17 protein-coding genes are annotated in these 26043 nt (G+C 33.3%); 1 reads left to right on the forward strand and 16 read right to left on the reverse strand.

The genetic code is table 11. The features are described from left to right. Positions 1-6: 6 nt before the first annotated feature. The 13 genes from LNQ49_RS18150 to LNQ49_RS18210 all read right to left on the reverse strand — a co-directional run bounded on the left by LNQ49_RS18150 (position 7) and on the right by LNQ49_RS18210 (position 15321). On the reverse strand, positions 7-5577 hold the full coding sequence (locus LNQ49_RS18150) for a helicase-related protein (protein WP_229990422.1): 5571 nt from the start codon (positions 5575-5577) through the stop codon (positions 7-9). Positions 5578-5594: 17 nt separating this feature from the next. Next, positions 5595-6044: a DUF1896 family protein gene (locus LNQ49_RS18155; protein ID WP_229990423.1), complete on the reverse strand. Its 450-nt coding sequence runs from the start codon at positions 6042-6044 to the stop codon at positions 5595-5597. Between the two features lie 11 nt (positions 6045-6055). After that, the gene (locus LNQ49_RS18160) at positions 6056-6400 is read right to left on the reverse strand and encodes a DUF4134 domain-containing protein (RefSeq protein ID WP_428978341.1); all 345 of its coding nucleotides are present in this window, start codon (positions 6398-6400) and stop codon (positions 6056-6058) included. A 138-nt stretch (positions 6401-6538) separates the two neighbouring features. After that, complete coding sequence (locus LNQ49_RS18165) at positions 6539-7018, reverse strand: hypothetical protein (protein WP_229990424.1); 480 nt, start codon at positions 7016-7018, stop codon at positions 6539-6541. 323 nt (positions 7019-7341) lie between these two features. Continuing rightward, positions 7342-7758: a hypothetical protein gene (locus tag LNQ49_RS18170; protein WP_229990425.1), complete on the reverse strand. Its 417-nt coding sequence runs from the start codon at positions 7756-7758 to the stop codon at positions 7342-7344. Continuing rightward, positions 7746-8141, reverse strand: coding sequence for a hypothetical protein (locus tag LNQ49_RS18175; RefSeq protein WP_229990426.1), 396 nt, complete (start codon positions 8139-8141; stop codon positions 7746-7748). Before LNQ49_RS18175 ends, LNQ49_RS18170 begins: the two co-directional genes overlap by 13 nt. A 169-nt stretch (positions 8142-8310) precedes the next feature. After that, a complete protein-coding gene (locus tag LNQ49_RS18180; RefSeq protein WP_229990427.1) occupies positions 8311-8958 on the reverse strand; it encodes a hypothetical protein in 648 nt (215 codons plus the stop codon). A gap of 726 nt (positions 8959-9684) precedes the next feature. Continuing rightward, positions 9685-10617: an RES domain-containing protein gene (locus tag LNQ49_RS18185; RefSeq protein ID WP_229990428.1), complete on the reverse strand. Its 933-nt coding sequence runs from the start codon at positions 10615-10617 to the stop codon at positions 9685-9687. 175 nt (positions 10618-10792) lie between these two features. After that, positions 10793-11650: a phospholipase D family protein gene (locus LNQ49_RS18190; protein ID WP_229990429.1), complete on the reverse strand. Its 858-nt coding sequence runs from the start codon at positions 11648-11650 to the stop codon at positions 10793-10795. A gap of 373 nt (positions 11651-12023) precedes the next feature. After that, positions 12024-12572 carry a hypothetical protein gene (locus tag LNQ49_RS18195; protein ID WP_229990430.1) on the reverse strand — a complete coding sequence of 183 codons (549 nt, stop codon included), beginning with the start codon at positions 12570-12572 and terminating at the stop codon, positions 12024-12026. A gap of 30 nt (positions 12573-12602) precedes the next feature. Then, positions 12603-13283, reverse strand: a complete 681-nt coding sequence (locus LNQ49_RS18200) for a hypothetical protein (protein ID WP_229990431.1) — start codon at positions 13281-13283, stop codon at positions 12603-12605. A gap of 110 nt (positions 13284-13393) precedes the next feature. Then, positions 13394-13681 carry a helix-turn-helix domain-containing protein gene (locus LNQ49_RS18205; RefSeq protein WP_229990432.1) on the reverse strand — a complete coding sequence of 96 codons (288 nt, stop codon included), beginning with the start codon at positions 13679-13681 and terminating at the stop codon, positions 13394-13396. 902 nt (positions 13682-14583) lie between these two features. Then, a complete protein-coding gene (locus LNQ49_RS18210; protein WP_229990433.1) occupies positions 14584-15321 on the reverse strand; it encodes a hypothetical protein in 738 nt (245 codons plus the stop codon). A gap of 348 nt (positions 15322-15669) precedes the next feature. On the opposite strand from LNQ49_RS18210, the gene LNQ49_RS18215 reads away from it, so the two are divergent. Beyond that, positions 15670-17343 (forward strand): AraC family transcriptional regulator, encoded by a 1674-nt coding sequence (locus LNQ49_RS18215; RefSeq protein ID WP_229990434.1) that lies wholly within the window; start codon positions 15670-15672, stop codon positions 17341-17343. Between the two features lie 81 nt (positions 17344-17424). Here LNQ49_RS18215 and LNQ49_RS18220 read toward each other — a convergent pair whose 3' ends face one another. The 3 genes from LNQ49_RS18220 to LNQ49_RS18230 form a co-directional block, all read right to left on the reverse strand. After that, positions 17425-22095 carry a hypothetical protein gene (locus tag LNQ49_RS18220; protein ID WP_229990435.1) on the reverse strand — a complete coding sequence of 1557 codons (4671 nt, stop codon included), beginning with the start codon at positions 22093-22095 and terminating at the stop codon, positions 17425-17427. 127 nt (positions 22096-22222) lie between these two features. Next, positions 22223-24679 carry a TonB-dependent receptor gene (locus LNQ49_RS18225; protein ID WP_229990436.1) on the reverse strand — a complete coding sequence of 819 codons (2457 nt, stop codon included), beginning with the start codon at positions 24677-24679 and terminating at the stop codon, positions 22223-22225. 7 nt (positions 24680-24686) lie between these two features. Then, positions 24687-26030, reverse strand: a complete 1344-nt coding sequence (locus LNQ49_RS18230) for a PKD domain-containing protein (RefSeq protein ID WP_229990437.1) — start codon at positions 26028-26030, stop codon at positions 24687-24689. Between the last annotated feature and the right edge of the window lie 13 nt (positions 26031-26043).

Here is a 26043-nt window from a genome sequence, read left to right on the forward strand (position 1 = left end):
TTTGTTTTAAAATTTCATCTTGTTACTTCGTCTGATTTCAGAAAAAGAGTTTTGCTGCCAGGTATCACTTTCTCTTTCTGAGACTGCAAAATGTTGGGATTCTTCACTACTCTTTATCGGTAATTGAATTACTGGTACTGTATTAGTTGCTGTAGTTTCATCACTAATATTAACCTCTTGTGGATTTGCTTCTTTCAATTGGTTCACCTGAATTTTCAAGGCTATTTCTCTTTCCAAACTCGATAGGTCACTTTTCATTTGCTGCAACTCGTGTTCTTTACTAAAAGACTTTACAATTAATTTTTGCAATTCCGGCAGCTGATTTTCAATCTCACTTAAAGTTTTTTGGTATTTCTCCTTCAGATGTTCCACCCGGTCAATAGCATTTAGAAAATGACGGGCTGCTAGTTTTGGATTGTCCACATTCGGAGTTCCTCCATTGAATGTGTATTTAATACCATCCTCCAAACGTTGCGCATAAAAGCTGTTGGAATAGCGATACTGATACAAACCATCATTTTGATAGGCTTCACGTTCTCTTTTTATATAAAGCCCAAAATCATATAACTTCCCAATCTGCTTGGCCTCATTTTCTCCTTCAGGAGGTTTCCAGTGTTTATAGAGTTCGATAATTTGTTTACCGATATTCTCAGAATCGGATGCTTTACAATCATATAACTGTATGGGATTCGCTTTAGAGCCATCAGGTTCATATTTCAGATTCTTTTTGTACAAGCTATCATCAACAGTTAGCTTATCCAATGTTTTGGTAATGACCATCTTTTCCTCCAGTAAGTATTCCACCTGATATTTAGTTCTTGAAATTTCTTTGTAATGTGCTTTTTTAAGGCTTTCCATCACGGCAACTTTTTTCTCCAGTTTTGATTTTTCCAGTAAAGAAGTATCTCCTGAGAGAACTGCGATATATTCCGAAAAATTCATTCCGCTTTGCTCATCCATTGCGCCCTCATCAATAGATCTTACATTCAGTTCACAATTTTTCATCTGACTGATAAAAGTCTGTTTGTTCTTCAACAGATTGAACTTGTAATTATCCAATGATTGCTCAGTGGCGTAGATGAAATTCTTTACCTTATTATCATAATACTGTTTGGCAACTTCGTTACCTTGTCTGCCACCTCGGCCATTGCGCTGTCCCAGATCTGACGGTCTCCATGGAATATCCAAATGATGCATGGCAACAACACGTTTTTGTACATTCAGTCCAGTGCCTGCTTTTTCGGTGCTACCTAACAGAATGCGTATTTCACCAGTATTCATTTTGTAAAATAGTTGTGCTTTCTTTTTATCCGTCCAATCGTGGATATAGGTGATTTCATGGGCAGGAATATTAAAATCTGCTACCAGTTTATCTTTAAGGGCATCGTACATATTGAAGGCATCTGGTTTAGGAGTCCCGATATCTGAAAAGACAATCTGTGTCCCTTTGTGTATAACCGAAGCATGGTACATTTCAGCCACATTTCGGGCGCATGTATTGACTTTATTATCGGGATGATCTGCGTACCCTTCATCTATGAGTCTCATATCAGCAGCCATTTTTTTAGCGTAATTAGTGGCTATCAACATTCTTCCGCGATCTTCCTCTCTGGTGAGAGGTGCTCTTCCGATAAGTGTCGCATTACCGGTTTTCGCAAACTGCATGAGTTTGATAATAAACTCACTTTGCTGGGGCGTAGGGCTAATATTGACAAGTTGTTCCTCAATTTCAGGTTTGTCCAGATCAATATGTTTTGCGGTTTTATAATCGGTAATTTCATTATAGAATAATGCTAGTTCCGGAACTTTAATAAAATGACGAAAACGCTCTTTGGCAATAATTTCATTGGTGACCGAAAATTCAAAATCGGTCGTCTTTCTGGCAAAAACAGATGCCCAGCCGTCAAAATTTTCAATACGCTGGCGTTCCATTTCTTTTGGACGCAGGTATTTGAAAAGCAAATACATTTCGGTTAGGCTATTGGAAATAGGGGTGCCAGAAAGAAAGGTCACACACAGATCTGAATCAAATTTCTCTTGAAGGGTGCGTACAGCAAATAACATATTAAGTGCCTTTTGGCTTCCTTGCATATTTCCAATTCCGGCAACACGATCATGACGGGTAGTAAAGGTTAGATTCTTGAATTTATGTGACTCATCTACAAACAAATGATCGATACCCATTTCTCTAAAGTTAATTCCACTGTCTTTTTTATCTTCTATGTCACTCAGTACCTTTTTTAGCTTACCATCGAGATTATTTTTTCGTATCTCAAGACCTTTTAATATTTTTTTAGAGATATCACCTCCCAAATCTTTTGCCGTATCAAGATCCCTTTCTACATTGTCAAGCTCATTTTGTAAAATCTCTTTTTGGATTTCGGCAGATTGTGGAATTTTGCCAAATTGATCGTGCGTTAAAATGATGCAATCCCAATTGTTGTTTTTGATTTCATGGAAAAGTCTCATTCTTTTAGCAGGAGTAAAATCATTTTCGCCGGGAGCTAGTATTCGAGCATTCGGATAGGCCTTGCGATAGGTCGTTGCAATTTGGTCAACATTGGCATGCAGTGCCAGTATTGCAGGTTTGTGGATAATTCCCAATCGTTTCATTTCATTGGCAGCCACAATCATGGTTAGTGTTTTGCCGAGTCCAACTTCATGATCGATTAAAGCGCCACGGTTCTGAATGATACGCCAGGCAGCATTTTTTTGAGAACTGTATAAATCTTCGATTTCAAGAGCCTTTTTATCCAAACCCGGAAAACTCAAATGACTTCCGTCATACTCACGTAATACATAACAGTTGAACGTATTGTTATAGAGACTTTCCAATTCATTCTTTTCACTCACGGGTAATTCCTGCAACCATTCAATAAATCCATTACGGATGTTCTCGATTTTTTGATGTGCTAATTGAATGGCTTCATTGTCGGGCAACCGTATAGGTTTGCCTGCCGGTCCATCTACTTCATAAGTAAAAAACGGAGCCGTGTTTTCAAGTGCATGTTCTAATATGGTATAACCATAAGTGGTTCTTCCACTTTTTGGAGTTACAGCAAATTCCCTGTCGATTTTGGTATTATGTCCTGCGCTCACTTTAAAGGTATCCAGCGAAGGGAAATAACTAATTTCAGTTGTCTGATCGAATAGCTGCCCTGCAAAATTTTCATAGTAATGCATCGGTATCCATCGTTCGCCAAGATTAAAATCTAGTAATTCAAAAGGGATACGCTCAGGCTGTACCTTTTCCAGTGCCTGCATTCCTTTATAATACTGTGTATTTTCAGGATACTGTTGTACTGCCTGTTTAGCCTGCTGCCATTTTTCCACAACATTACCACTTAGATACAAATCTGAGGTTTCCCAATCTTGGTGTATCGGGTTGAGATAAATATGATGGTTTAAACTTTCTATTGCCTCGTTTTCTTCAAGCCCGGTTGCAGCAGTTATAAATCCTAAATCGACAACTCCTTTTTCATTCAGACTGCGGGCTAATGCTTCAATTGGATCATCTGTGTAATAACGTTCCTGTTGTTTTACTACAGATTCACTTAGGATATCGGACTTCACATATCGTTCCCCTTCTTTGCGTTCCAGTGAAGACAGTACAGTAAATCCAAAAGCGGAATCCTGCATGATTAGCCTGCGATTCTCAGCGCTGTTCAAAATACCATAGTGAGAAACAAACTTTGTATAGTGCTTATCCAGATTTTCCCGGATTTCCTTACTTGCAGCTTGACCTGACTGTTCATTTTCAAATAGCTCTAAATAATTATCCCGAATAGTGATATAGGAATCGTAAAATTTTAGATTGCTTTGTAATACTAAAGGTTGGAAAAAAGCTTGTTTGTGCTCGCTGTTGATGTCACTTATAATTCCTATAGCTTCTCCAAGCCTAACCAATGTTCCTTCTTTATAGAAAGGTTTGAATGAAGCAACTTCTTCATAAAGTCTTTTTTCAAGGTTAAAAGCAGGTTCAAGTGTTCTATCTCCTTCATATACATAGGCGTGGTCATATTGCTGAAGAGTATTGGACAGCGCCAACAGTTCGTGAGGCAATAATCCGCCATTCATCCAATTGGCTGAAAAACCATCAATTTCTTTTACATTAGAATATAATTTATAGAAGTACCGATTGGACTTGTTTTGTTTGGCGGTAATAAGTACCGCATTTTCATGTGATGGATTATCTTGTGTGCGGATTGTACTGAGTATTCTTGCCGTTTTTTTATCTACTACAGTTTCATCGAGCGGATTGATATAATCCATCGCACGGTTAATATTCTCTGCTGGTACTGTATCGAACAATCCAAGCTGAACGGAGATACCACTTGCTATACTTTCTGGCATAGGTAAGTAGGTGAATTTTTTTCCGGATATTTCAGGTTGCTGAACAATACCTGATTTTTGAGACAACACAAAACGCTCTAAACTGAAATTATTTTTTAGCCCACTAGTAATATTTTGTGCCAGAGGATTTGCAATAGAATTAATGTCACCACTTTGTCTGACACTTTGATGCGCCTGTCCATATTGATTTTTACCGGCGAACAATTCATCTCCAATTATGAGTTCTGGTCGATTGTGCTGGTATTTATTGGCATTGTATTTTCCAAACTCATTTTCCAGTTCAACAGTCTGTAGCAGCTCTTTTTCATTGTAAGACAATGTTTCTTTGTGTTCATTTTTCTGAACAATAAGTAAATGATTTGGCGCATCTGTATTACCAGTTTCTTTCATCAGGTTATCAGGCATGACAGCCACACTCATAAAATCTGCATTTTGGAAAAGATACTCCCGTACACTCTGATTCGAAGGACTATTTAAAAAACCGTCTGTTGTGATGTAAGCCATAAGACCACCATTAGCGAGCTTATCCAGTCCTTTTGCAAAGAAATAATTATGAATTTTTCCTGAAATTGCTTTATCAGGATAGGCTGCATCATAAACTGAAAAATTACCAAAGGGAATATTGCTCACTACAAGATCATAACTGCCATTATCATTTGTGGGTGCTTCCTCAAATCCTATGATATGAGTGGTACTTTTTGTTGTCAGCGTACTGTTTAATACCGAAAGAAGCAAACCGCTCAATCTGTCTTTTTCGACAGCAGTAATTTGTTCCAAATTTGGAAAAGTCTTGTCTGCTTCAGTGATAAAAATACCTGAACCTGCTGATGGTTCGTATAATCTTTTGGGACTAATACCTTGTTCTTGCAAAACAGTGTACAGGGTTTTGGGTACAATCTCTGGAGTGTAAAATGCCGTTAGTACACTGTTGCGTAGCGAAGAAACAATCCCATTATAATCCTTTTCAGAATTGTGTTCCTGTAATAATTCGTGCAGACGAATCATCTCTGAATGTAGTTTCAAATCTTCGTTAGTAGCTCCCGATTTAATCCAATCTTCGGCAGTACCATTAGGGTATAATACAGCTTTGATACCTCCAAAGCCAGCGTATGCCTTAAGTGTCGCAATAGCTTCTTCCGATAAAATATCACCTTGCTGCCATTGCATTGCAATGATAATTGCCTCGATATTGGTACTTAGTTTTTGGGATAGATTGTACACCATAATTACTTCTTTTCATACTACATAGTGCTATAAATAGGGCAACTCAGATAGTCAGCAATCTGACCAATAAGGGCATTCCTCAAAGTAGGATCTTCTTCATTTTCTCTTGTAAAACCGATAGTTTCAAAAACTGGTTTGCAACTATCTATAAGGTTGATTACCTCATAAGTGAGAATGCCTGATTCCTGAAAAGTGGTATACGTTTTCTCAAACTCATCAGAAAGTAGGGTACGGATATATACAAATCGGGAAGGTTTTAAATCGTCCGTCAGTACATTGAGACAAATTTCTTCGATGATATATTGAGGTGTAACCTCAGAGAACAGATCTTCCAATATGGACTTTACACTATTTATTTTTTGATTGAAATAATCTGATACGCCATATTCTTCTTGTAGGGTAAACATCAAATCGGGATTGTTATGAATAATGTAGAACCATAACTTTTCTTTGAGTAGATTTTCCATGGCAACTGGTTTTAAATCCCAAAAAAGGACTTGATTACGGTAGCCACTACTACCAGAAAGACACAACTACCAAACCAGGCGGCGGCAACTTTTCCAGTATCAGGATCACCTGCATTCCATTTTTGATAGACCTTAACAGCTCCAATTAGTCCTAGTATGGCTCCAACGGCATACATCAGTTCAGTACCTGCATCAAAATAGCTTCTCACTTGTTGGTTAGCTTCATTGATTCCGGCAAGTCCATCCTGGGCATAAGTCTCGTAACTTATCACAAAAAGGATTTGAGCCAGGAGAATACCAATACGATTCATTTTTTTGGATATAAACTTTTTAAAATTCCAGTTCCATTTTCTCATCACATATTATTTAAAGTTTAAAAATTCAGGTAAAAAACGGAGGTGTTGCCGCTGTCGCAGTGCCACTTTCCTGTTACATATGCCATACTGCGCCGGGACGGACAGGGGCATTTCCTCCGTTATATTGTTTTAGATTTTTTAGTTCCATAACCCTTCTGCTTCCGCTTGGGTTACAGATACAGCGTCAAGTGTTTTGCACTCTGTCACAATCAGTTCACTCACAGAAGAGCGAAAAGCAGAATCTTTTACGGATGGATATTCTCTTAGGAGGAGTTGCAGATAATAGGTAAATTCTTTTTTGACTAATTTTTTCTTTGCGGCATCAGTGATAAAACTTTTTAATCGTGCCACCAGCGCATCAACATCCTGAAAGGTGGTGTCAAATTCTCCAAACGTAGGTTGGCTTAAAGTAGGTGCAGGTGTCTCCTGATCGTTTTCTTCGGATTGAAAGTCTCCGTAATTTGGATCTCCTAATCTGCGGAATTGAAGTTTCCGTTTTCCTGAGATCACTTCTTTGAGATCATCAAAATAAAATCGAAATCCAACAAATAAATACCAACTTGTCAATAGCAGGATAACCACAACTATGTAATTACCCCATGAAATGTTTGTAAACATACGCTCCTCATTTTATCGTTCTACATTAGTTTTTCACAATCCCCATAGATGGAATAATTCCAAATGAGGATCTTCATCATTACAGGGCAAAGAAACAATAGACAACAAACTGCTACAAGTACAACTTTTTGTTGCACCCCAGTTGTACCCCGTTGCACCCCCAGTAAAATCAAGGAGAAAAAAAATAAAAAAAATGTAAAAAAATAAAAAAGCCTTCCGATTGGAAGGCTAATTAGCAGATAAAAGGAATTATTTTAGGATAGTTTTTAGTTTGAAAATCCCACTAAATTTTCAAATGGCTACGAAACTGTGTTACTAACAGTTTAAATTTGTATTATGTATATTTCTTTATTCCAAACTTGTATTTCATAATTATTGTACGTCTTCGCGTCTAACCATAAATTGTCGTTTACTCTTTTTAAATCTTTCGTAAGTCTTTCTTTTACATTTTCAAGAAAGTGTTCGGTATAATGTAAGCGTTGGCAATATAATTTACCTTTTCCTTTTGAATAATCCAGATTATTTTTCTTAAAGTCTATATAATCTGTATAAATTCCCATTACATTAGGTGCACCTATAAATAGATTTTTCAAATCGTCAAACATTGATTTAACATCTAAAATATTAATTTTCTTGTTTGATGTTATACTTGGTTTAACTGTTTTGCCTACATTGTCTAATTTTTCAGAATATCTGTATGTCTCTGCATTTCTTTCTAAAATTTTATTCAGTATTTCCAAAATTTTAAAATATTTATTGAACTCGTCTTTATCTTCTTTAGAGGCTTTAACTTGTTTGTGAAATCTGAAAAAAATATTTTGAATTCAGTTGATAAAGCTACTAAGTCGTGGCTTTTTAAAAGATGTGTCCAATTCTCAAATTTAGTAAGTTGCTTTGACGTAACGTATTGTTCAAAAAACTTAATATTTTCTTTCAGTGCCAATTCAATAGCGTGTGCAATTGTAAATAGAAAAGGTTGTGCAATTTCGTCAAAACGTCTCTTGGTCCTTGAATATTCTTCAAAGAAAAAGTCAACCATTCTTTCGTATTGCCCCCAAATTTGAACATTGTCATAAGTCTGTCCAATGTATGTTACAAATCGGTCTCTTTCGTTATTGTTCATTTTATCGTATGTATCTTAAAATTGTCCATAAAATTCTGTTTCTACGGGGAGCTATTAGACTAAATTAAGCCTATGTCGGATTTCTCAAATCATCCCAAATACAAAACCAACTCCTATTAAGCCAATTGCCCAAATCCGTTGCAGTGGCTGCTGGGCAATCGCTTTTTTATTATTCCATTTTTTGGAATACGGTTTCTATTTTTTCTCTTAAATTTCTAATATGCTTATCAGAATTTTTAATTGATGGCTTTTCTTTTATTAAATTTAATTTTTGTGTAATTGTTCCAAGTTCATTTTCTTCAAATTCATACATTGAATTCCAATCTCCGGAATATTGCATTTCAAGATAGTTTAAATCTTCTCTTTCACTTATTAATATAGACTTAACTTCGTCAAAATCTTTTATAGTTTTAGAAAACAACTCTTTAATTTCTGTTGGTAATAATATTTTTTCTCTTGCTAATTCATTTGCACATTCTAAATAATTTTTTATCCACTCGTTTATACGATTCTTGAATTTTGTGTGTCCAATTGGATTTGGTTGATTGTTAAACAAAAGATTGTTTACAAGTTGAAAATTTGCTAACTGATGATATATTTTTCTTAAAGCGGTAATTTGTAATTCATTATATCTTGAAAATCTTATCTCGGATTTTTTCAATTCATTTTTAAAATTCTCAACTTTTTTTGTTACGATTAAAGTTTGAATTACTTGAAGTAAAGCAATGACAAATGTAAAAGCGATTAAAATTAAAAGATGATAATTTTTGTAGTCTGTAAAGTGTTTTTCTAATACCTGTTTTATTAAGTCTTCCATTTTTTTATTTTTTATTGAGTTAAAAGTTCATCAATAAAAGTAAGATAAGTTCAATTCAGAAACACAATTAAAATGATTAAAAAAACACCCAAAAAATATATTTTCCCTTTAATGTATAGACGTTGTGTTGTCGTTGGTAGCCTTTTTCATAGTAGTGTGTAAGTAGTACGATTATATATAGAGACCATAAGAATAAATTGTAAAGTATAATTAAAAAAACTTTTATTCTCTGTGGTCCAAATATTAAAGTTATAATTGAAGATGAACTAAAATGGCCACATATTTTTTTATATGAGTAATTGTATGTATTATAACTTAATATTCCTAAAAAGAAATATGTTTTAAACCAATCTTGCATTTCAAAGTTAAAAATGGAAATAAAGCGTACTACTGGATATAAAAAAGGTTCTTATAACTTTAAAAAAATCTAAAGTTTTTAGAATAAATTCGCTCCATTTTATCAATCCTGGAACTAAACTCTTTTCCAAAATTAATAAATCCAAACGCAGTCATTAAAGCATTAAAAGGAAACAGTATTTTATTTATTTTTTCTCTCATTAATTTTTTCTATTCTTCGTTTTTTTGCAAATTGTCGCCCAACTTTACTATAGTAGGGTTAAGATTAAATTAAGCTCATTATTTGGATTTGCAAAATAAATCCCAAATACAAAAACAAGTTTCCAGTAAGCCGATTGCCAAAATCCGTTGTAGCTGTTATGTGAGGTTTTATTTTGGCCTCCATGGTTCTTTACTCCACACTAAATTTCCATTTGCATCACAACTCTCTATCTCATATGTAAAATAAGATTTAAAATCTGCCTTTTCAAAGTCAAAATCCAAACAGAGTGTTTGAATAGCTGTTTCAAATTTAATTTTATCATTTAGATTTTCCTCAAATAAAACATAATTATCTCCTGTGTACTTCATTGCTACACTTGGGTAAATTAAGCCGTCAAATTTTTTGTCAGAATGTTGTGGAGCAATTAAACCATTTGCATGTTTCAATCTACTTACATAGGAAGCACTCAATTTATAATCATGGTGTGTTCTTATATCAATTTTTGAGAATTCATCACAAAAAAATTCCATAATTAAATCATTAACATCTAATGTTGTTGAGTCAATAATGTTATTTTCTCTAACGTGATTTTTATTTCCTTCTTTATATTTTTTAATATCTTCTCTGACATTAACGACAGAATTACTGTAATAAACTGGCGCTAAGTTTAAGTCTTTAGTCGTTTCCCAAACACTTATGGTAGTTAAACCAATTTCTTTTTTAGGATTGATTGATTTTTTCAGGCTCTGTAACACTTCAGCACATGCTAATTTTACATTTGATGAACAGTAGAAGATTGGTTCATGAGGTTTGTTTGCTCTACCATATTCGACTATGTTTTCCGGTTTGTTTATCCCTAACTCTGAAACATTATAAAAAATTTGGTTTTCATTATTTTTTCTAGCTCTAAATAATTTTGTTCCTTTAGGAATATGCCCGATTCCAAATGGTATCATATGGAAAACATCATCAATCATATTGTTAATGTCATCAATTTCATATTGACTTAAATCAAGAGATTGCAGTTTATTGATGAATGCTACCGCAGTTTCTTGATCTGGAAATCTGCTTTCAAAATCTACTATATTTAAATCTTTCATTATTTGATATGGTTGTGTTTTAAAATCTCGAATAACGTTCTGGTAATCAGTGATTTTAGAATTAGATTAAGCCTTGTTTTCGGATTTGCCAAATCATCCCAAATGCAAATCCATTTTTCCATTAACCCAATCGCCAAAATCCGTTGTAGTAGCTGTTGTGCCTTCTCTTTTTTATTTATAATATTGGTTTTCTCATTGATGTTTTTCCAAATGATTCTTTTCCAGTTCTATGGCAATAATTTTCTTTATAATCATAATTTGAAAAACTTTTCCAACTTTGGTATGAATAATCACAAAAAGGCATTTTAGGATTAAAAGTTATTTTTTGACCAGTTCTAATACAAAATCCATTAGTTGGTTTTTCAATTTCTCTTCTTGTTGGAATTTCTATTTCCTCAGAAGCCAAATGTAATTCAGATTTATAATCTAAAATTGTTTTGATTGCATTTCGATTGTTATTTCCAAATCCGGAATAAAATTTATCTGTTGTGTCAAGTAAAATGTCTGATTTTACATAATTTTTCCCCAATATTAAACTTAATAATTTCTTTTGATATACAGGTCTTTTTACAAATACGGCTTCATTTTCTTCTGCAATTTTCCAACAAGTTTCCCAAGCATCTTTTTCAGTTTTGTTTGTTATTTTGTTTACGATATTAAGTTCTGAATAGATACCAAATTCAATATTGTTTTTAAATGAGTAATCATAAAGATTAACTGATGTAATTACACCTTTTTTTTCATTTCCATAATATTTTGCGTGTAAATTTGGAACATAAATGATACTAATATTTAGGAATTTTTTAAAATATTCAAAATCATTTTTACTTAGACTTCGGCTTATATTATTTTCATTTTTTCCAAAAACAATTAAAATGTGTATTTTAGGATTGTTTAAATGATTGTCAAATAATTTTTTAAAATAATCATCTAGTTTTATAAATGGAGAAACAATTAAAAGTGTTTCTTTTGTTTCCCAGATAATTTTAGATATGGTTTCTTCGAGTTCCAAACCCGTAATAAATTTACTCATTTTTTAATCTAATTTTTTCTGTTTTGTTTTGCGTTTCTGTTACTCGAAAGTGAAGCACAACTCGTTAATATCAGCTATAAAATGGCATCAAACAACTTTTTTACTTGTCTTTGTGAAATAAGTTTCTTTTATTCAAGCGAATATAAGAAATCTTTTTACTACAATTTATTAACTTTTGAATTAAAATAAAATGATTTCTACGTTTTATCTTGTTGAATTTTCTTTAGATCATATCATAGAATGGTTCACAAAGAGATTATTAAAGATTAATAAATGGTAGACCCAAACATATTCAATTTGATACATTTCTGAGCCATGAAAGTATAAAAGTTTGTAATAGAATTTATGGTTGCCTAAGTAACTTTTGTATATTCTAATAAGATAAAAATTCAATTTCCGATTTTTTATCCATAAGCTGCCAGCCATCATCTGTTCGTATAAAATAGACTTCATGAGTGAGTGTATCTTTCAATCCATTTTTAATGACAGCAGCAAAAATATTCTTTTTTCGAATCGTAGTGTATTCTACAATTGCCTTATTACCAGAACTCATAATCCGAATTCCCTTAATTGCTCCAAATTCTTCATCTGCTACTTTTACGCGTTGAATTTTAGATATTTTATCAGCAAGGGGTGTAGGCAGTAAGTATGGTTTTGCCGCAGAGGTAAAACTCACGAAAGAAATTGTATCACCAAATTTCTTATTTTGAAGCACTTTTACAAATCCTTTTTCGACAAGACCAGATTTAAAAATGGTGTACGCGTGTGCGGGATCATTGCAGTAAATATCATGGTCTACAATTGTAGGATAATGATTTTTTTCTAGAATAAGGGCAGTAGCCAATTTCTCATCTAGTTTTTTAGGTTGACAGCCTGTGATTATCAAAATTAACAAGGTCCAAATGCAGGATAGCTTTTTCATGTTTTTAAATTTTAAATTAGTACTATTTAGTTAATATTCTTTAATCTGTTTAATCATACGTTCCAATGTTTCAATCGCTATTTCTTTGTCTCTTTCTTCGGCAACGTATGCCTTGCCACGCATCGCATTATAAGAAAGATTTACTTTATTTGGAGTGGATAAAAAAGGAACGATTGTTTTAAATAAATGATTCATTGATTTTGAAATAAGAATTTTTAGTTCATCGGATGCTCTAAGTATCAGAGCTGTCTGATCTGTTGAAAGTTTGCATAGTACTTTACTAGAAGTAGAGTCTACAACAGAGGACTCAGTTATCTTCTTTTCAGTAATTGGAAAGGGCTTGTTTAAATAGTTTGCAAATCTTGATTCAACAAAAGTTATTAATTCATCTAAACAGGATATTAAAGTTGATGTAACCTCTTTTAAATGTTCGCGGTGTTGATCATTGCGGTTACTTATTTCTGTGATTCTATCTAAAAGAAATAGCAGTGATGAATAATAATTTCCAACTAATATTTTAATCTGTTTCTCATTGGTAAGCGAAAAAACTTGTACCGTAAACTGTGATTGAATTAAGAATGTTTGCTCGGTCGCTTTTTTAATAATCGCTTTGGATTGAATGGGAGTAATCATAGTAAGGTCTGTTTTACGAGGATTAAGGGTTGAGGTCACCGTTAAATCCATCCATTCTAAAAGATAGGTTTGAGTCATTTTTTTTACTTTTTACTTAGTAAATATTTCTCTCGACTTGCAATCGACAGTACTCTAAATCAATGCTTATAGAACATTCTTAACCCAGTCAAATTATGTTTATGTATTATTCAATGAGGATTTAATCGTGACCGATATTCGGAAGGGGACAGGGAAGTATGTCTTTTGAAAAAATTACTGAAAGCTGAAGAATCGGTGAATTGCAGTTCTTCACTAATATTGGAAATACTTATATCTGTATTTTGAAGTAAATTTTCAGCCTCTAAAACAGTAGCTTGATCAATAAATTGTTTAGCTGTTTTCTGAGTTAATTCCTTAATTATTTTTGTAAGATTACTAGGTGTCATAGATAATACATCCGCATAATATTTTACATTGTGTTGTTCTCTGCAATTCATTTCTAAAATTTTAAAAAATTGTATTAGTAGTTTTTCTTTTATGGTGAAATTTTCGTTTAATTGTTGAAGATAACTGCTATGTTTTTCTGCTAATACATAAAGGAATAAATTAAAACTAAGCAGCAATATTTCTTCTTTAAAAATTTGTTTACTGGATTTTCTTTTTTTTTGATATAATTGTTCAAACAAAAATACTAGGTGCTGGAGTTCTTTATCTTTGATATAAATTTTCGAAGGAAGTTTCCTAGTGTAAAAATCAAAATACCCTATATGTAGTCTTCGGATGTTATTCTCAAAAATAAAATCTGGTGTACACGATATTAGGCATATTTGCAATTGTTTACTCATTGTCAAAATTTCACATGAACTTTGTATCGGAATTATTAGTAATTCATTTTCGAAGACTGTAACGTCTTTGTTATCTATTTTTATAGATAAAGAACCTGAATTTACACTCAGTACAGAAAAATGGTCTGCGTTAAGAAGCTCATTAAAAACGGTTATAGGTGCTAAATTTTTGTATATGTAGACCTGCAAACCGGGATGATGATATTTTGAGTTTTTTCTTACCACAACAATGCTCTTTTATAAAATTAGGATTGCAACGAGTTAAATAAATTTTATTTTATATAGGTTTAAGTTGATATCAGGTTACTCCGATAGTAATCTGGACATCAATGAAACAGTGACAAAAAGTAAATTGGACATGCCACTCACAAAAAGTAAGTAAGCCAGAATGCGTGGGCTATCACTTTTTATCTCACCATTTGTGAGGTAGCCAATTATTTCATCATAGGAAAGTAGGTCTATGATGAAATAAAGACTAACAAGATTGAAAAGAATTAGAAACACAGTAAAAGTGTATATTATTTCCTTTTCGATGGAATAAAGACGATACAACATCAGTAAGTTGCTAGAGTACGTATCATAATTCCTGTAACAAGGGAGCGTCTAATCGCAGTAGATGAATTATCCATAGCACCACTAAGTCCCCCAACACGGTGTCCCTTAGAGGGAGGCCAATCTTTATCTTTGCGTGCCAGATTGTAATAGATGGAATATCGTATTATGGAAGAAGTCGTGAGGATAATTCTTTTATCCTCGTTACTAAATCCGGAATTAGCTATCACGGATGATTCATAATAAATAATGTTTTGATAAATTTCCTCATAGGGATGATTTTCCCATAAAAGGACATTATTCATAAAACTGGAAAGGCTATCTTTTGCAGCACTTGTCATTGTAGAATTTGTAATAGTCTGATCTAGTTCAAACTGAGGATTATTTACAATTTCTTGTATTATGTCAAGATTAATTGGCAGATTTGTTTGCATGTTTAATAGCATTAAATCATTGTTTGCAGCTGCAATGACTTCAATTTGTTGGCTAATTTGCGCAATTGTAGTATGCTGATAATTGCCGGACAAATAAACATCAAGAATGTTATTATGTATTTGACCTGCAAAGTCATACGTGTTTTCCGGATTTTCAGGGGTCAGGTTTTCCATCAAACTTGTTGATTTTTCTAATTTTTTCATGCTTATCTTACGAGCGATGCTTTCTGTGTTGTCAACAGTATCATTTGTACAGGAAATAATTAATAATGTTAAAATTACTAATGATATTGAAATGTTTTTCATGATTGAAATGTGTAAAATGTGATAGACTACTTTTGTAGTCAGTTCATTTCACCCGGGTAAGCAGAACTTGAATTTAGCACGATGCCAAATGTTTTTGCTTTTGAATTCGAGACAAATCTAAAGGGCTTTTTTTTATCCCGCAAAACATTGTATATGGATTTTCATACTTTACGGTATGGATTTTATGAAAATCCGTATGCCTTTTTTAGAGTAAAATAGCTAGTTATCAATTGTTTGTATTATATTTGAGATAATTTCTGGCAAAATATCCCTAGATTCTTTTTAAGCCGAATACTTGGCTCTAAAATGGTTTTGCAGAGGAAATAATGTCTCATTTTAATTCACATTATGATTAGAAAGTATCTTTTTTTACTCTCTTTTTGTTGGGGAGGTCAAATCAGCGCACAGGAACTCCATTTTAAAATTCCTGACACACTTCGATACAAGAATTATGATTATCTCTTTGAGCGAATAGAAGAATCCGTAAAAGATAGTGTTAAACAATCCCTCTATCTTCAATCTTTTTTGGTAAAATCAAAAGCAGAAAAGAATTTTGAAGAGATGGTAAATGGCTATAAAAACTATCTCTACCACTCCCCAGAAAATTTGAAACTGGTATATGCAGACAGTATGATCTACACTGCAAAAAAATCAAAGGACAATGCTTTGATAGGTTCGGCCTATCTTACAAAAGGAATTGTATACTATGCTTGGAAAAAACACAATTATGCATTAGATAATTATCTTATTGCCAATAGTTATATTTCTAAAACTAATGACAAGTATTTAATCTATAAGGTCAAATACAATATTGCTAACATAAAATACTTTCTTGGGTCTTATAATGAGGCAATTGCTTTGTTTAAGGAATGCATCAATTATTTTAAGAAAAATAATGATAGTGGTTATTTGAATTCACTTCATTCTCTTGGGTTGTGTTATAATCGTATTGGAAACTACAGCTTATGTACAGAAACAAATGAGAAGGGATTATTGGAAGGAGAAAGATTGGCTAATAATGAAATGAAAGAGTATTTTATTCTTTCCGAAGGAGTTAATCAGTATTTCAGAGGTAATTATGCTTTGGCTATTAAGAAAATAAACTATTCATTAGCCGTTATTCAAAAAAACAAAGGTTTTGCAAATGAGTCTGTTGCGTATTTTTATATTGGGAAAAGCTATTGGGATCTTAAGAAACCCGAACTAGCGATACCCTATTTTCAAAAAGTGGATTCTATTTTTGATGATAAAGGATACATCCGTCCGGATCTTCGCAATAACTATGAATTACTACTCAGCTACTTTAAATCCAAAGACGATCTTGTGCTACAACTTTATTATATTGAAAAACTACTTAAAGTGGATAGCATATTGCACAATAGATATAGATATGTATCAGGAAGAATTCACAAAGATTATGACACTAAAGAATTATTGGTACAGAAAAACAGTATTAAAAAGTTACTCAATAAAAGAGAACGGGATGGTTTTATTCTTAAAGGGATAGTAGTCCTTTTATTTTTATCTGTTGCCTTTCTCATTTATAAACATATTAAAAACAGGAAAATCTATCGACAAAGATTTGATGATTTAATGAAAAAAAGTGATGCTACTATTAAAGTTGATTCCAAGAATATAACCAATAGAATAGAAGACATGAATCAAGAAACGGTTACATCGGTCTTAAAGCAATTGGAGAAGTTTGAAACAGACAAAATATTTTTGGAGGAAGATTGGACTTTAGCAAAGCTTGCTGTTGCTTTTAACTCAAACACAAGGTATATTTCACAAATAATAGCTACTTACAGAGATAAAAAGTTTGCAAATTATATCAATGACCTAAAAGTGGATTATTTGATTGGCTTATTAAAAGAGAATAAAAAAATTCAGAATTATAATAACAATGCACTATCAGAAGAATGCGGTTTTAGCACTACAGAGCGTTTTGCAAAAGCTTTTTTTTCCAGAACTGGGATACCTGCATCATATTTTATGGAGGAACTTCGAAAAGAGCAATTGTAATTTTTATTGAGGTTTATTTTTGTTTACATATTTTAAAAAAAAATCCATCTCAAAGATACTATCGAGATGGATTTAACTTGATTATCTAAAATTATTATTGTTTCTATACTTATACGTAAACTCTGTCGATTTCTTATCTCCTGGCAAATTGTATTTCATTACTATTTCATAATTACCATAGCGCATAAATAAGAAATCATTATTTAGAAAACGGTTTGCAATAGATGTACTACTCACCAAACCATTTACATAATCATTAGCAATCTGATTGTTTAAATCAACCCAATCCTGTTTGTAAAGCAAAGGCATATTATACTTAAATGGGAAATTACCTTTTGTCCATGATTGGTTTACATTATTCTCAATACTAGTCATATAATAAGCATTGAGCGGTATCGCTTTTGCAGGAATCACTCCTAATTCACTAGTATCTCTGTCACTTATAGCATATTTACCATTTAAAGGATAATCTTTATAGAGATATGGATAGATATCTGTTGTATAATACGCATCATTTAGTTTAGATTGTGCTGTTATCATAGGCTTACTATCGCTATAGGTTACTCCTTGCAATTCAACCATATCAAATGCTTCCTGACTTGAAATCGTATTGGTTAAATAGATGACATCTGAAAACAAGACTCCAAAATTGTAACTCTGCGTATTTATCGCATTCATCTTAGAAGTAAAGGTTTTGTACTTACTGGTGTTGAATGAATAAGATAGACGATCAATACTACCCTCTGCTTTAGATAACTCATCAGCTTGGTTTTCTCTTACTTGGATGTCATTACCTGCATCACTGATAGTATTCGTTTTTGTTGTAGCTGTTGAATTTCTTGACGGACTTTCTTTCAAACTACTTACTATCGAAAAGTTATATTTCTTGTCCTGATTAATATTAGGTAGATCATAATAGACTTCATTAGAACTGGTATTATAATTAAAAGTCGTAGCTTTTGCATTAGAAACTCCATCTTCATTTACCTTAATACTAGTTTCCCAATTGGTATCTTCAAACAAATAATCCTGACCACGTTTAAGCTGAATGTATCCTTTTGAATATTCTTCTTCAAGGAAATATTTCTGATCTACAACCGGATACGAATATTTTATATTGGTAAGTGGAATATGATCGGGAGCTCCTCCCGTTGTAAATAGTCTCTCTTCATATTCTGTTGCCACTTTTCCGTCTATTATTATAGGCTGAAATACACCATTTACCATCTTTTGAAAACTAACCTCTACCTGAACTTTTAATTCCTTGTTCGGGGGTAAAATATCTGTAGAAACAAAATTAGCTTTGTCTTTTGAAGAACCCCATTCTAAGATTCCCTGAATTTCTTTTGTACCATCAAGAACCTTAAATTTTTCTAGTATCACCTTATAGGTAACATCACCTGCATCTTCCGGAATTACAAAAGCTTCATTTACCTTCATTGAAAAAGCGGCTTGAGGTACAGCGAAAACATCTACATCGGTAGAACTTTGTTTTGGAGTCACATCTGTTATCAGTTTAAGTCCACCTAGCGGAGATCCATTCTCAAACTTACATTCTTCCCCTATTTCTAATTTAAAGCGGAATTTACCTTTAATTAACCCTCCTAAAATATTCATGTTTCCACCCACATACCCTCTCATCCAAACTGGATTTGGTAATTTTGCCTGTAATAAAACCGCAGCCCCTCCTGAAACAATTGGAATCTTTAATTTCAAGAATGATAATTTAATTCTAATTCCCAATTCTCCTTGTAGATACGCATATGATTGTCCGTTGGCATACCAGCCATTTATACCCACTCGATCTCCTGTATTAGAACATCTGGCCTCTTGATAATCTTTTAGCATGATATCAAATCCCATTCCTGCCTGAAAACGGGCATAAAAAAGTAAGAAACTCAAATCCCCTGTATCAAAATCTAAACTTGCACCAAAGGCTATACCCCCTCCATTTGCCAATGCATTTTCGTCACGCATATAATCTAATTGTTTGGCATCTACACCCAGAATCTGAGCCACAATAGGGGGCGGGGGCGGACTTGCTGGCAATAATGTACCTGCCATAAAATAACTGGTTGTTTTAAGGTATAAACCGGCAACTCCTATTTTTATACCACATCTTTTATCTGGAGTTCCCATGTACATATACCAATCTTTCGGGTCTTTATGAAATACTCCCCAAACTGCCTGCCCACCAGGTCCAGTACCTGACAGAAAATTTCCGGGAGTATTAATATATACATCCGTTGTGGCATGCATAGAATTATTCTGAAAATCAAATTCTATTGCTGCTGCCATTTTTATACCTACCGCAGCTGATAAATCTCCGGGAATTGCTGCTTTTGCCTCTGGAATATATTTACTGGCGAAAGAACCTTTAAGATCACTTTCAGTTATGCCTAAAAAACTTTTCTTTGAAGTAACATCTGACGCTACTTTTCCCATTAAGTCAGTAACATCTTTGAGTCCTGGTATAGTAGCCATAACATTTGCTTTCCCAAAAATGGCTAATCTATTGATTCCACCTTTTGAATTAAAAGCCATTTCAAATCCAGCTTCACCATCACAGATACTTTCTGAACCAATATTAAAATAAATTAAAGCTTTAATTCCTAAACTTACTTTTTCATCAGGCGTATAGCTTAATCCTGATGGTGAGAAATCTCCAATGGCTATATCTTGATTTCTGTGCATTTTATAATAGGCACCTCCACCAAAACCGGTAATCATAAACGGGACACCAGGCGTTGGAGGAAATTTTACTGCGGCATCAAAATACCAATATCTAAAAGTACTACGTCCAAAAATTGCTTTTGCTTTTACGTTGACAACTTTTGCCACATCTACTTCTAAGTCAGCATTAAAGCCATCTCCATAGATGGGGTCTTTTTCCATTAAGATAAGACCTCCCTTAATGGTGAGTCCACTAAACTGGCAATCAATATTTATGGCTGATAAATCTAAACCATCATATCGGCTTCGTTGCCTATAACCGTCATCATACATTTTCCCTTTTATCCCAATTCGGGCAGTGGCTCCAGCTCCGACACTTTCCATCAAGTTAATTCCTAAATCAAAATCGATTCGGGAATCATTTCCGTTAATGGCAACATTTATATTACCAATTGAAACAGGGAAATTTCCAAAGGCAACAGTACCTTTATAGCCCATATTTCGAACAGAAATAATAGGGGAGACGGTCTGCAATTGTAGATTTTCAAAAGAAATTCCCTTAAAGTCAACTGTACGTTTTCCCTCTACTTCCTTATCATCTGTTGCTCCTTTATTGGTACCAAAAGAAACTGTTCCGTTTAAATTAGCCTTAGGTAAAAACCGTCCATTGACTAATTTTAGTTCAACAGAACTATTAGGCAACAGCAAAGCTTTTGCTTTCCAAATGTCAAAAGCTATGGAATCTTTTGTAACTACAATCAGCTGCTGTTCATTCATGGATATAAAACCATTATATGCTAAACCTGCTCTATTGGTTTGCGCTGGTTTATCCGGAGTTGGGGTTCCAGTACTTGGTGTTCCAGGAGTTGAAGTTTCTTTTTTCCCTGTTGTTGCTTTTGTTATTGGTAAAAGAATCTGACCGCTTAAATTTACCTTTACAAAAGTATTCGCCGCAATAGTTACATCAATATGATCTAAGGAATAGGCCCATGATTTTTCCTTACTGGTTATACCCCGATCCAGTGGAAACACATTATCGGCATAAAAAGTCCCAGAAACCCCATATTTATCAATAATAAGATTTTGAGCTCCTACATAAAGTCGCTCTTTGCTTGATGCCGTATCTGTAGTCTGAAATTCTTTTGGCAGACCTACATCAAAAGTCTGAATGAATATTCCTTTCCATGCTTGGGGATTTGGTACTAAAAGTGCGTTTTTCGCATAATACTCCGGAAAGACGACTGTGGGATCATTTTTTAAATCACTTAAATCCAATACTGCATTACTGACTAAAAATTGGAAATTACCGTCAAAATCTTTTCCGTTTCTTTTGTCTTTTAACGTAAAAGGTTGCAAACTTACATTGACTAAAATATCATTCCAACTACTTGCCATAAAGCTAAACTCACCTCTAACTCTGTTTGGTATCTGAACCGTTTTTCCGTTATAATACGTTTTAGGAACAGTTATCTTTGCTTCGTCGACAGTTTTAGTTATAGGATCAATTGGTAATATCAGGTTTCTTGAAAACTCAACGGCTCCCGAAATTTTCATTTCTTTAAAACCATCGCAATCAATTGTTACATAGGTCAAATCATCGACATTTCCGGTTGCCATATCAAAACCGCCGTATAATGAAACCTGCCATTTATTATCACTAAACGGAATATCAACATTGCCAAGTAATACCAATTTGGCCTCTCCCATGATACCTCCCTGATGTGATAATTTTACATTATCAGCACCAAAAAATAATTGCATTGGTTGCCCGTCTGGCCCTTTTTGTGGAATATCTACTCTACAAAAAACTGTCAAAGTGGTATACTCTGGTAAAAAAACAGCTTTTGTTATTCCAATAGAATATTGAACATTATTTACGGTATTACGAATCCCTATTGGTAATTCTACCAAATCCTGATTTGAAAATTTATCTACCCAACGCTCAGAGGCTTCAATCTTTTCGATAGCGCTCGAAGCTGCTCCTAATTCTTTTGGTGGTGTAGCATTCTGCCCATAAGAAAAAACAACCGAAAGGATGATAAATAATACCGATAAATGTATTCTGTAAAACTTTTTCATAAGCAAATAATCCTGTTTTTTTGTAAAATAAAGCATAGTAACTTCTTTAATATTGTAGCCAAACTTCTTTTTGAAACAATCTGTATCCCTTTGGCTTACATTAAAAAGAGGCATACTCTTTCGATTCTTAATTATTCTTTAGATGTTTAAAATCAACCTCATCGTCTTTAACCTTTTTCGTTGCTAAATCATGGTAAAACGGAATTAGTTTTATTTTTAACTCTTCTATTATTTCTGTATCTGTTTTATTCTCTTTCATCATTTTAAAGAAGTGATTTAATTCTTGTTTATTAAAATTTGAAAGATTTTCGTTTTTATGAATATCATCTGCAGAAGTATTGGCAAGTATTGAAATCTCACTAAGCATCCATCGATGAATTAATAAAGGTTGTAGCTTTTTATTTTTTCTTTCGACTAATTTTAAATAAGATTTATAGCTAATTTTATCGGTTGCATCTTGTTCACTGATCCCATGCATTTTATGTTTATTGACTCTTCCCAATGCCATAACATAATCATTTTCAAACACTGCGTCTTTGCGAATTATTTCTTGATCTAAACTCTGTACCGTTTCAAGAATATATTTGTTGTATTTGTCTAAGATGTCATTATTTAAATCATACTTTTTCAGATAAATCAACGCTTTTTCTTTAAAACTTCCATCATCTGGGGTTAGAGTCGTAAGTGTCAACAAATGTTGCAGTTCGTCCGAATCTTCCTTTGGAATCGGTCGTAATGCAAGTTGAAGTTCTTCTAACTGCTTTATGATTTCATTTCTGGTTCCTTTGTAAGTCTTGTCTTTGTGCTTTATTTCTAAAATAGGATCTGAAACAATTTTCACTTCTTCTTTAGGTTCTTTTTTGGCTGGTAATTTTATTTTATCCAGTGAATAAGAATAATTCAACGTAGCAGTTAAATCATTAAATTTCTTCGCATTAGAACTAGTTCTAAACATTGAAATAATACTCATATTAAAATTGTGTTTTTCGAGCAGCATATAACTATTGTTAAACTTAACTCCAAATACAGAACTTGAATTCATATTTGACTGAGAATTATTATACAGCACTCCAAAATTTGTATTTAGCTTATCTTTGAACAACTTCTTAGAGGCTCCAACGGAACCACCAACCGAAGAATTACTATTTTGACCAACTGCATTATTGGTGTAATTAAGAGAGCTGTTTAATGCTACTTTGGTTCCTATAAAATTTACTGAATGGGTTAAATTATAATTCTGTACTGTACTGGCCTGCCCTTTTCTTATAATACCTCCTTGTTCATTTGCCTGACCAGCGATGCTATAATTGAAATTGAAATTTTGATTTCTCTTTTCCCCAAAAGCATAGGACATATTTACATTGGCATTTTGAGATAATTGTCTATAATCTAAAGTATCAGACTGCACTACATTTGGATTATTTATAAGCTCAAACTGATCTAATTTTTTATTTGTGTAAGTAGAGAAATTCGAATAACTACCCGAAATAGTAAGTTGATCTGTTACTGTGTAATTCATATTAATGGAAGCTACAACCCGCTTAGTATCCTGTTTTTTAGCTTTTGCTAGATCATCTCTTTGAAATCCTAAACTGGTAGAAACTGTAATTTTATCCTGATAAAAAGGACGTGAAAAACGCAAAGCTATGTTTTCTAAGTCATTATTAAAATATAGCGCGCCCAATGTGTTGTAGTTAGGATCAATACGCTCGTACGTTAATCCTATGACACTCTTTTGGATGTTATAATCAAAATTAACATTAAAGGCATTCATATAACTTGTACTTTCTTTGGCAGAAAACAACTTGTCTCTGAAACTTCCACCTGAAAGATTTTTACTTCGAGTATCATCCGTTAAAACAGACAAAGCATACTCAACATTAAAGTTTAAATTTTTTAATAAAGAGGTACTAAAGGTCAAACTGTTTACAAAATTTTCTTTTGGCGTTACCCCCTTATCACTCATCATGTTTAGAGAATTCACATTGTCTTTGGCATAAAAACCAATCCAGCCAATTTTATATTGTGGTTGCTCAAAACCTATTTTTGCTCCGTAACCAAAACGCTGATACACTGGAATTCCTCCCATTGCATCTTCTTCTGAAACGGCTTTAAGTAATTGTCCTCCCATTAAAGTGACTTTAAAAGGACTTCTAGGAGTAAGTTCCAGACCAACTCCTTTAAATGGAAAACCACTTAAGGTATAAGGAGAAAAGGTCATACTTACATTACCTATATAGGCTTTTACCCATTTGTATTTGGGCATAATACTTAATCTGTTGAAATCAAATGGGGCAGTATAGCCCAAATTATTTCCCTGATTGGTAATGCTATAAAATAACGGAACATTAAAATTAAAAGCACTAATATTTAAACTCCCTGAAAGCAAATAAGTAAAAGGCTCACGTGCATTTGGCATATTAGAATTATAATACATCATATTGGCATTAATAGTACCTGTAACTTTAAAATTAGGTTTATAAAAACTCTCTAAATCCACATCCTGGGTATATCCTTTGCCGCAAATACAACAGACAAAAACGATACATAACCAAAACAAGATCTTCTTATTCTCTCTCTTCATTTATTGGTTATTGTTTTTGTACTTTGATATCGCATAAAATATAAGAACCTGTTCCGTTCTTTACCATATCTTTAATTTTGATGGCTCCTTTTCGTCCGTCTTGTGTTTTAAACAGAATGATTTTTGGATAAGTAAAGCCAAATTGCTGTTCGCCAGCTGCGTTGTAATTTATATTTAAAGATTTTATCGCGGTATCATTTACCATCGCGTCAAATTGGGTTTCGGTGAAATTTAAACCACAATTACACAAATTTTGGGAGTTTATAAAAATGGTGCTTTGTGAATTTTGGAGTGTTAAAAAGCCATAATTGTTTACCTGATCCGGCGATATAAATCTGTTATAGGTAAAATTGTTGTTCAAGCCCTGAAAAACAATATCAATTAAGCTGCTATTCTGATCGTTGATTTCATTTGCTTTGTATACCTGTCTTGTAACTGTTGAGAACATTGCCCCAATAGTATTATTGTTATGTGCTGAATTGATTCCCAATTTAACGTTGGTCAAAATACGCAGATTAGTATCAGGTAAAACTGTAATAGTGGATTTAAAAACTTGACTGGTTTTATCATTAATAGCTTCTAGGGTAACTTCATGACTGCCTGCACTTGTAAAAACAACCGTAGGGTTTTCTTCTGTTGATGTTGCTGGATTTCCGCCTTCAAAAGTCCATTTGTAGTTTGTCGCACTAGTAGATTTATTGGCAAAATGTATCGTAACCGGAGCCTCATAATCATCATCTTCGAACTTTGGTTCGTATGTAAACAAACTCACTAGGTACGGAGCAACAGTGATTGTTTTAGTTTGTTTCTGTGATTCAAAACCATTAGAAACCGTTAGAGTAATGTTGTGTTCACCAGGAGTTGTAAACACAGCATTTGGAGGTGTTTTTCCTGAGAAACTTGCAGGGATTCCATCTTGAAAATCCCACTGAAAAGTTAATCCCTCTCCAGGGGTAGTATTCTTTAGAACGACTTCAACCGGAGAATAATTGCTCTTAATAATTTCATGGGTAAACTGAATGTTGATTCCGTCTCTTATAATAACGGTTTTACTAAATTCTTTATGCTCTCCATCTACATTTGATGCTTTGAGTTTTATGGTAAACGTTCCTTGTTTATCATACAATATCTCACCTGGATTTTTTAAAGATGAACTACTTGGATTGCCTCCTTCAAAAGTCCATTCATACGTATCTGCTCCAGTGACTTTATTGTCTATTTTGATAATAACAGGAATTGATTCATCCTCATTTGCATACGAAGTCGTAAAATCACCTTCTAAGGCTATAGAAGTTTCCTGATAACACGAAGTAATAACAATAAATAATAGTAAGAGTAAAGTTTTTTTCATTCCATTTATTTTA

This window comes from Flavobacterium pisciphilum, from assembly GCF_020905345.1.
GTDB lineage: Bacteria > Bacteroidota > Bacteroidia > Flavobacteriales > Flavobacteriaceae > Flavobacterium > Flavobacterium pisciphilum.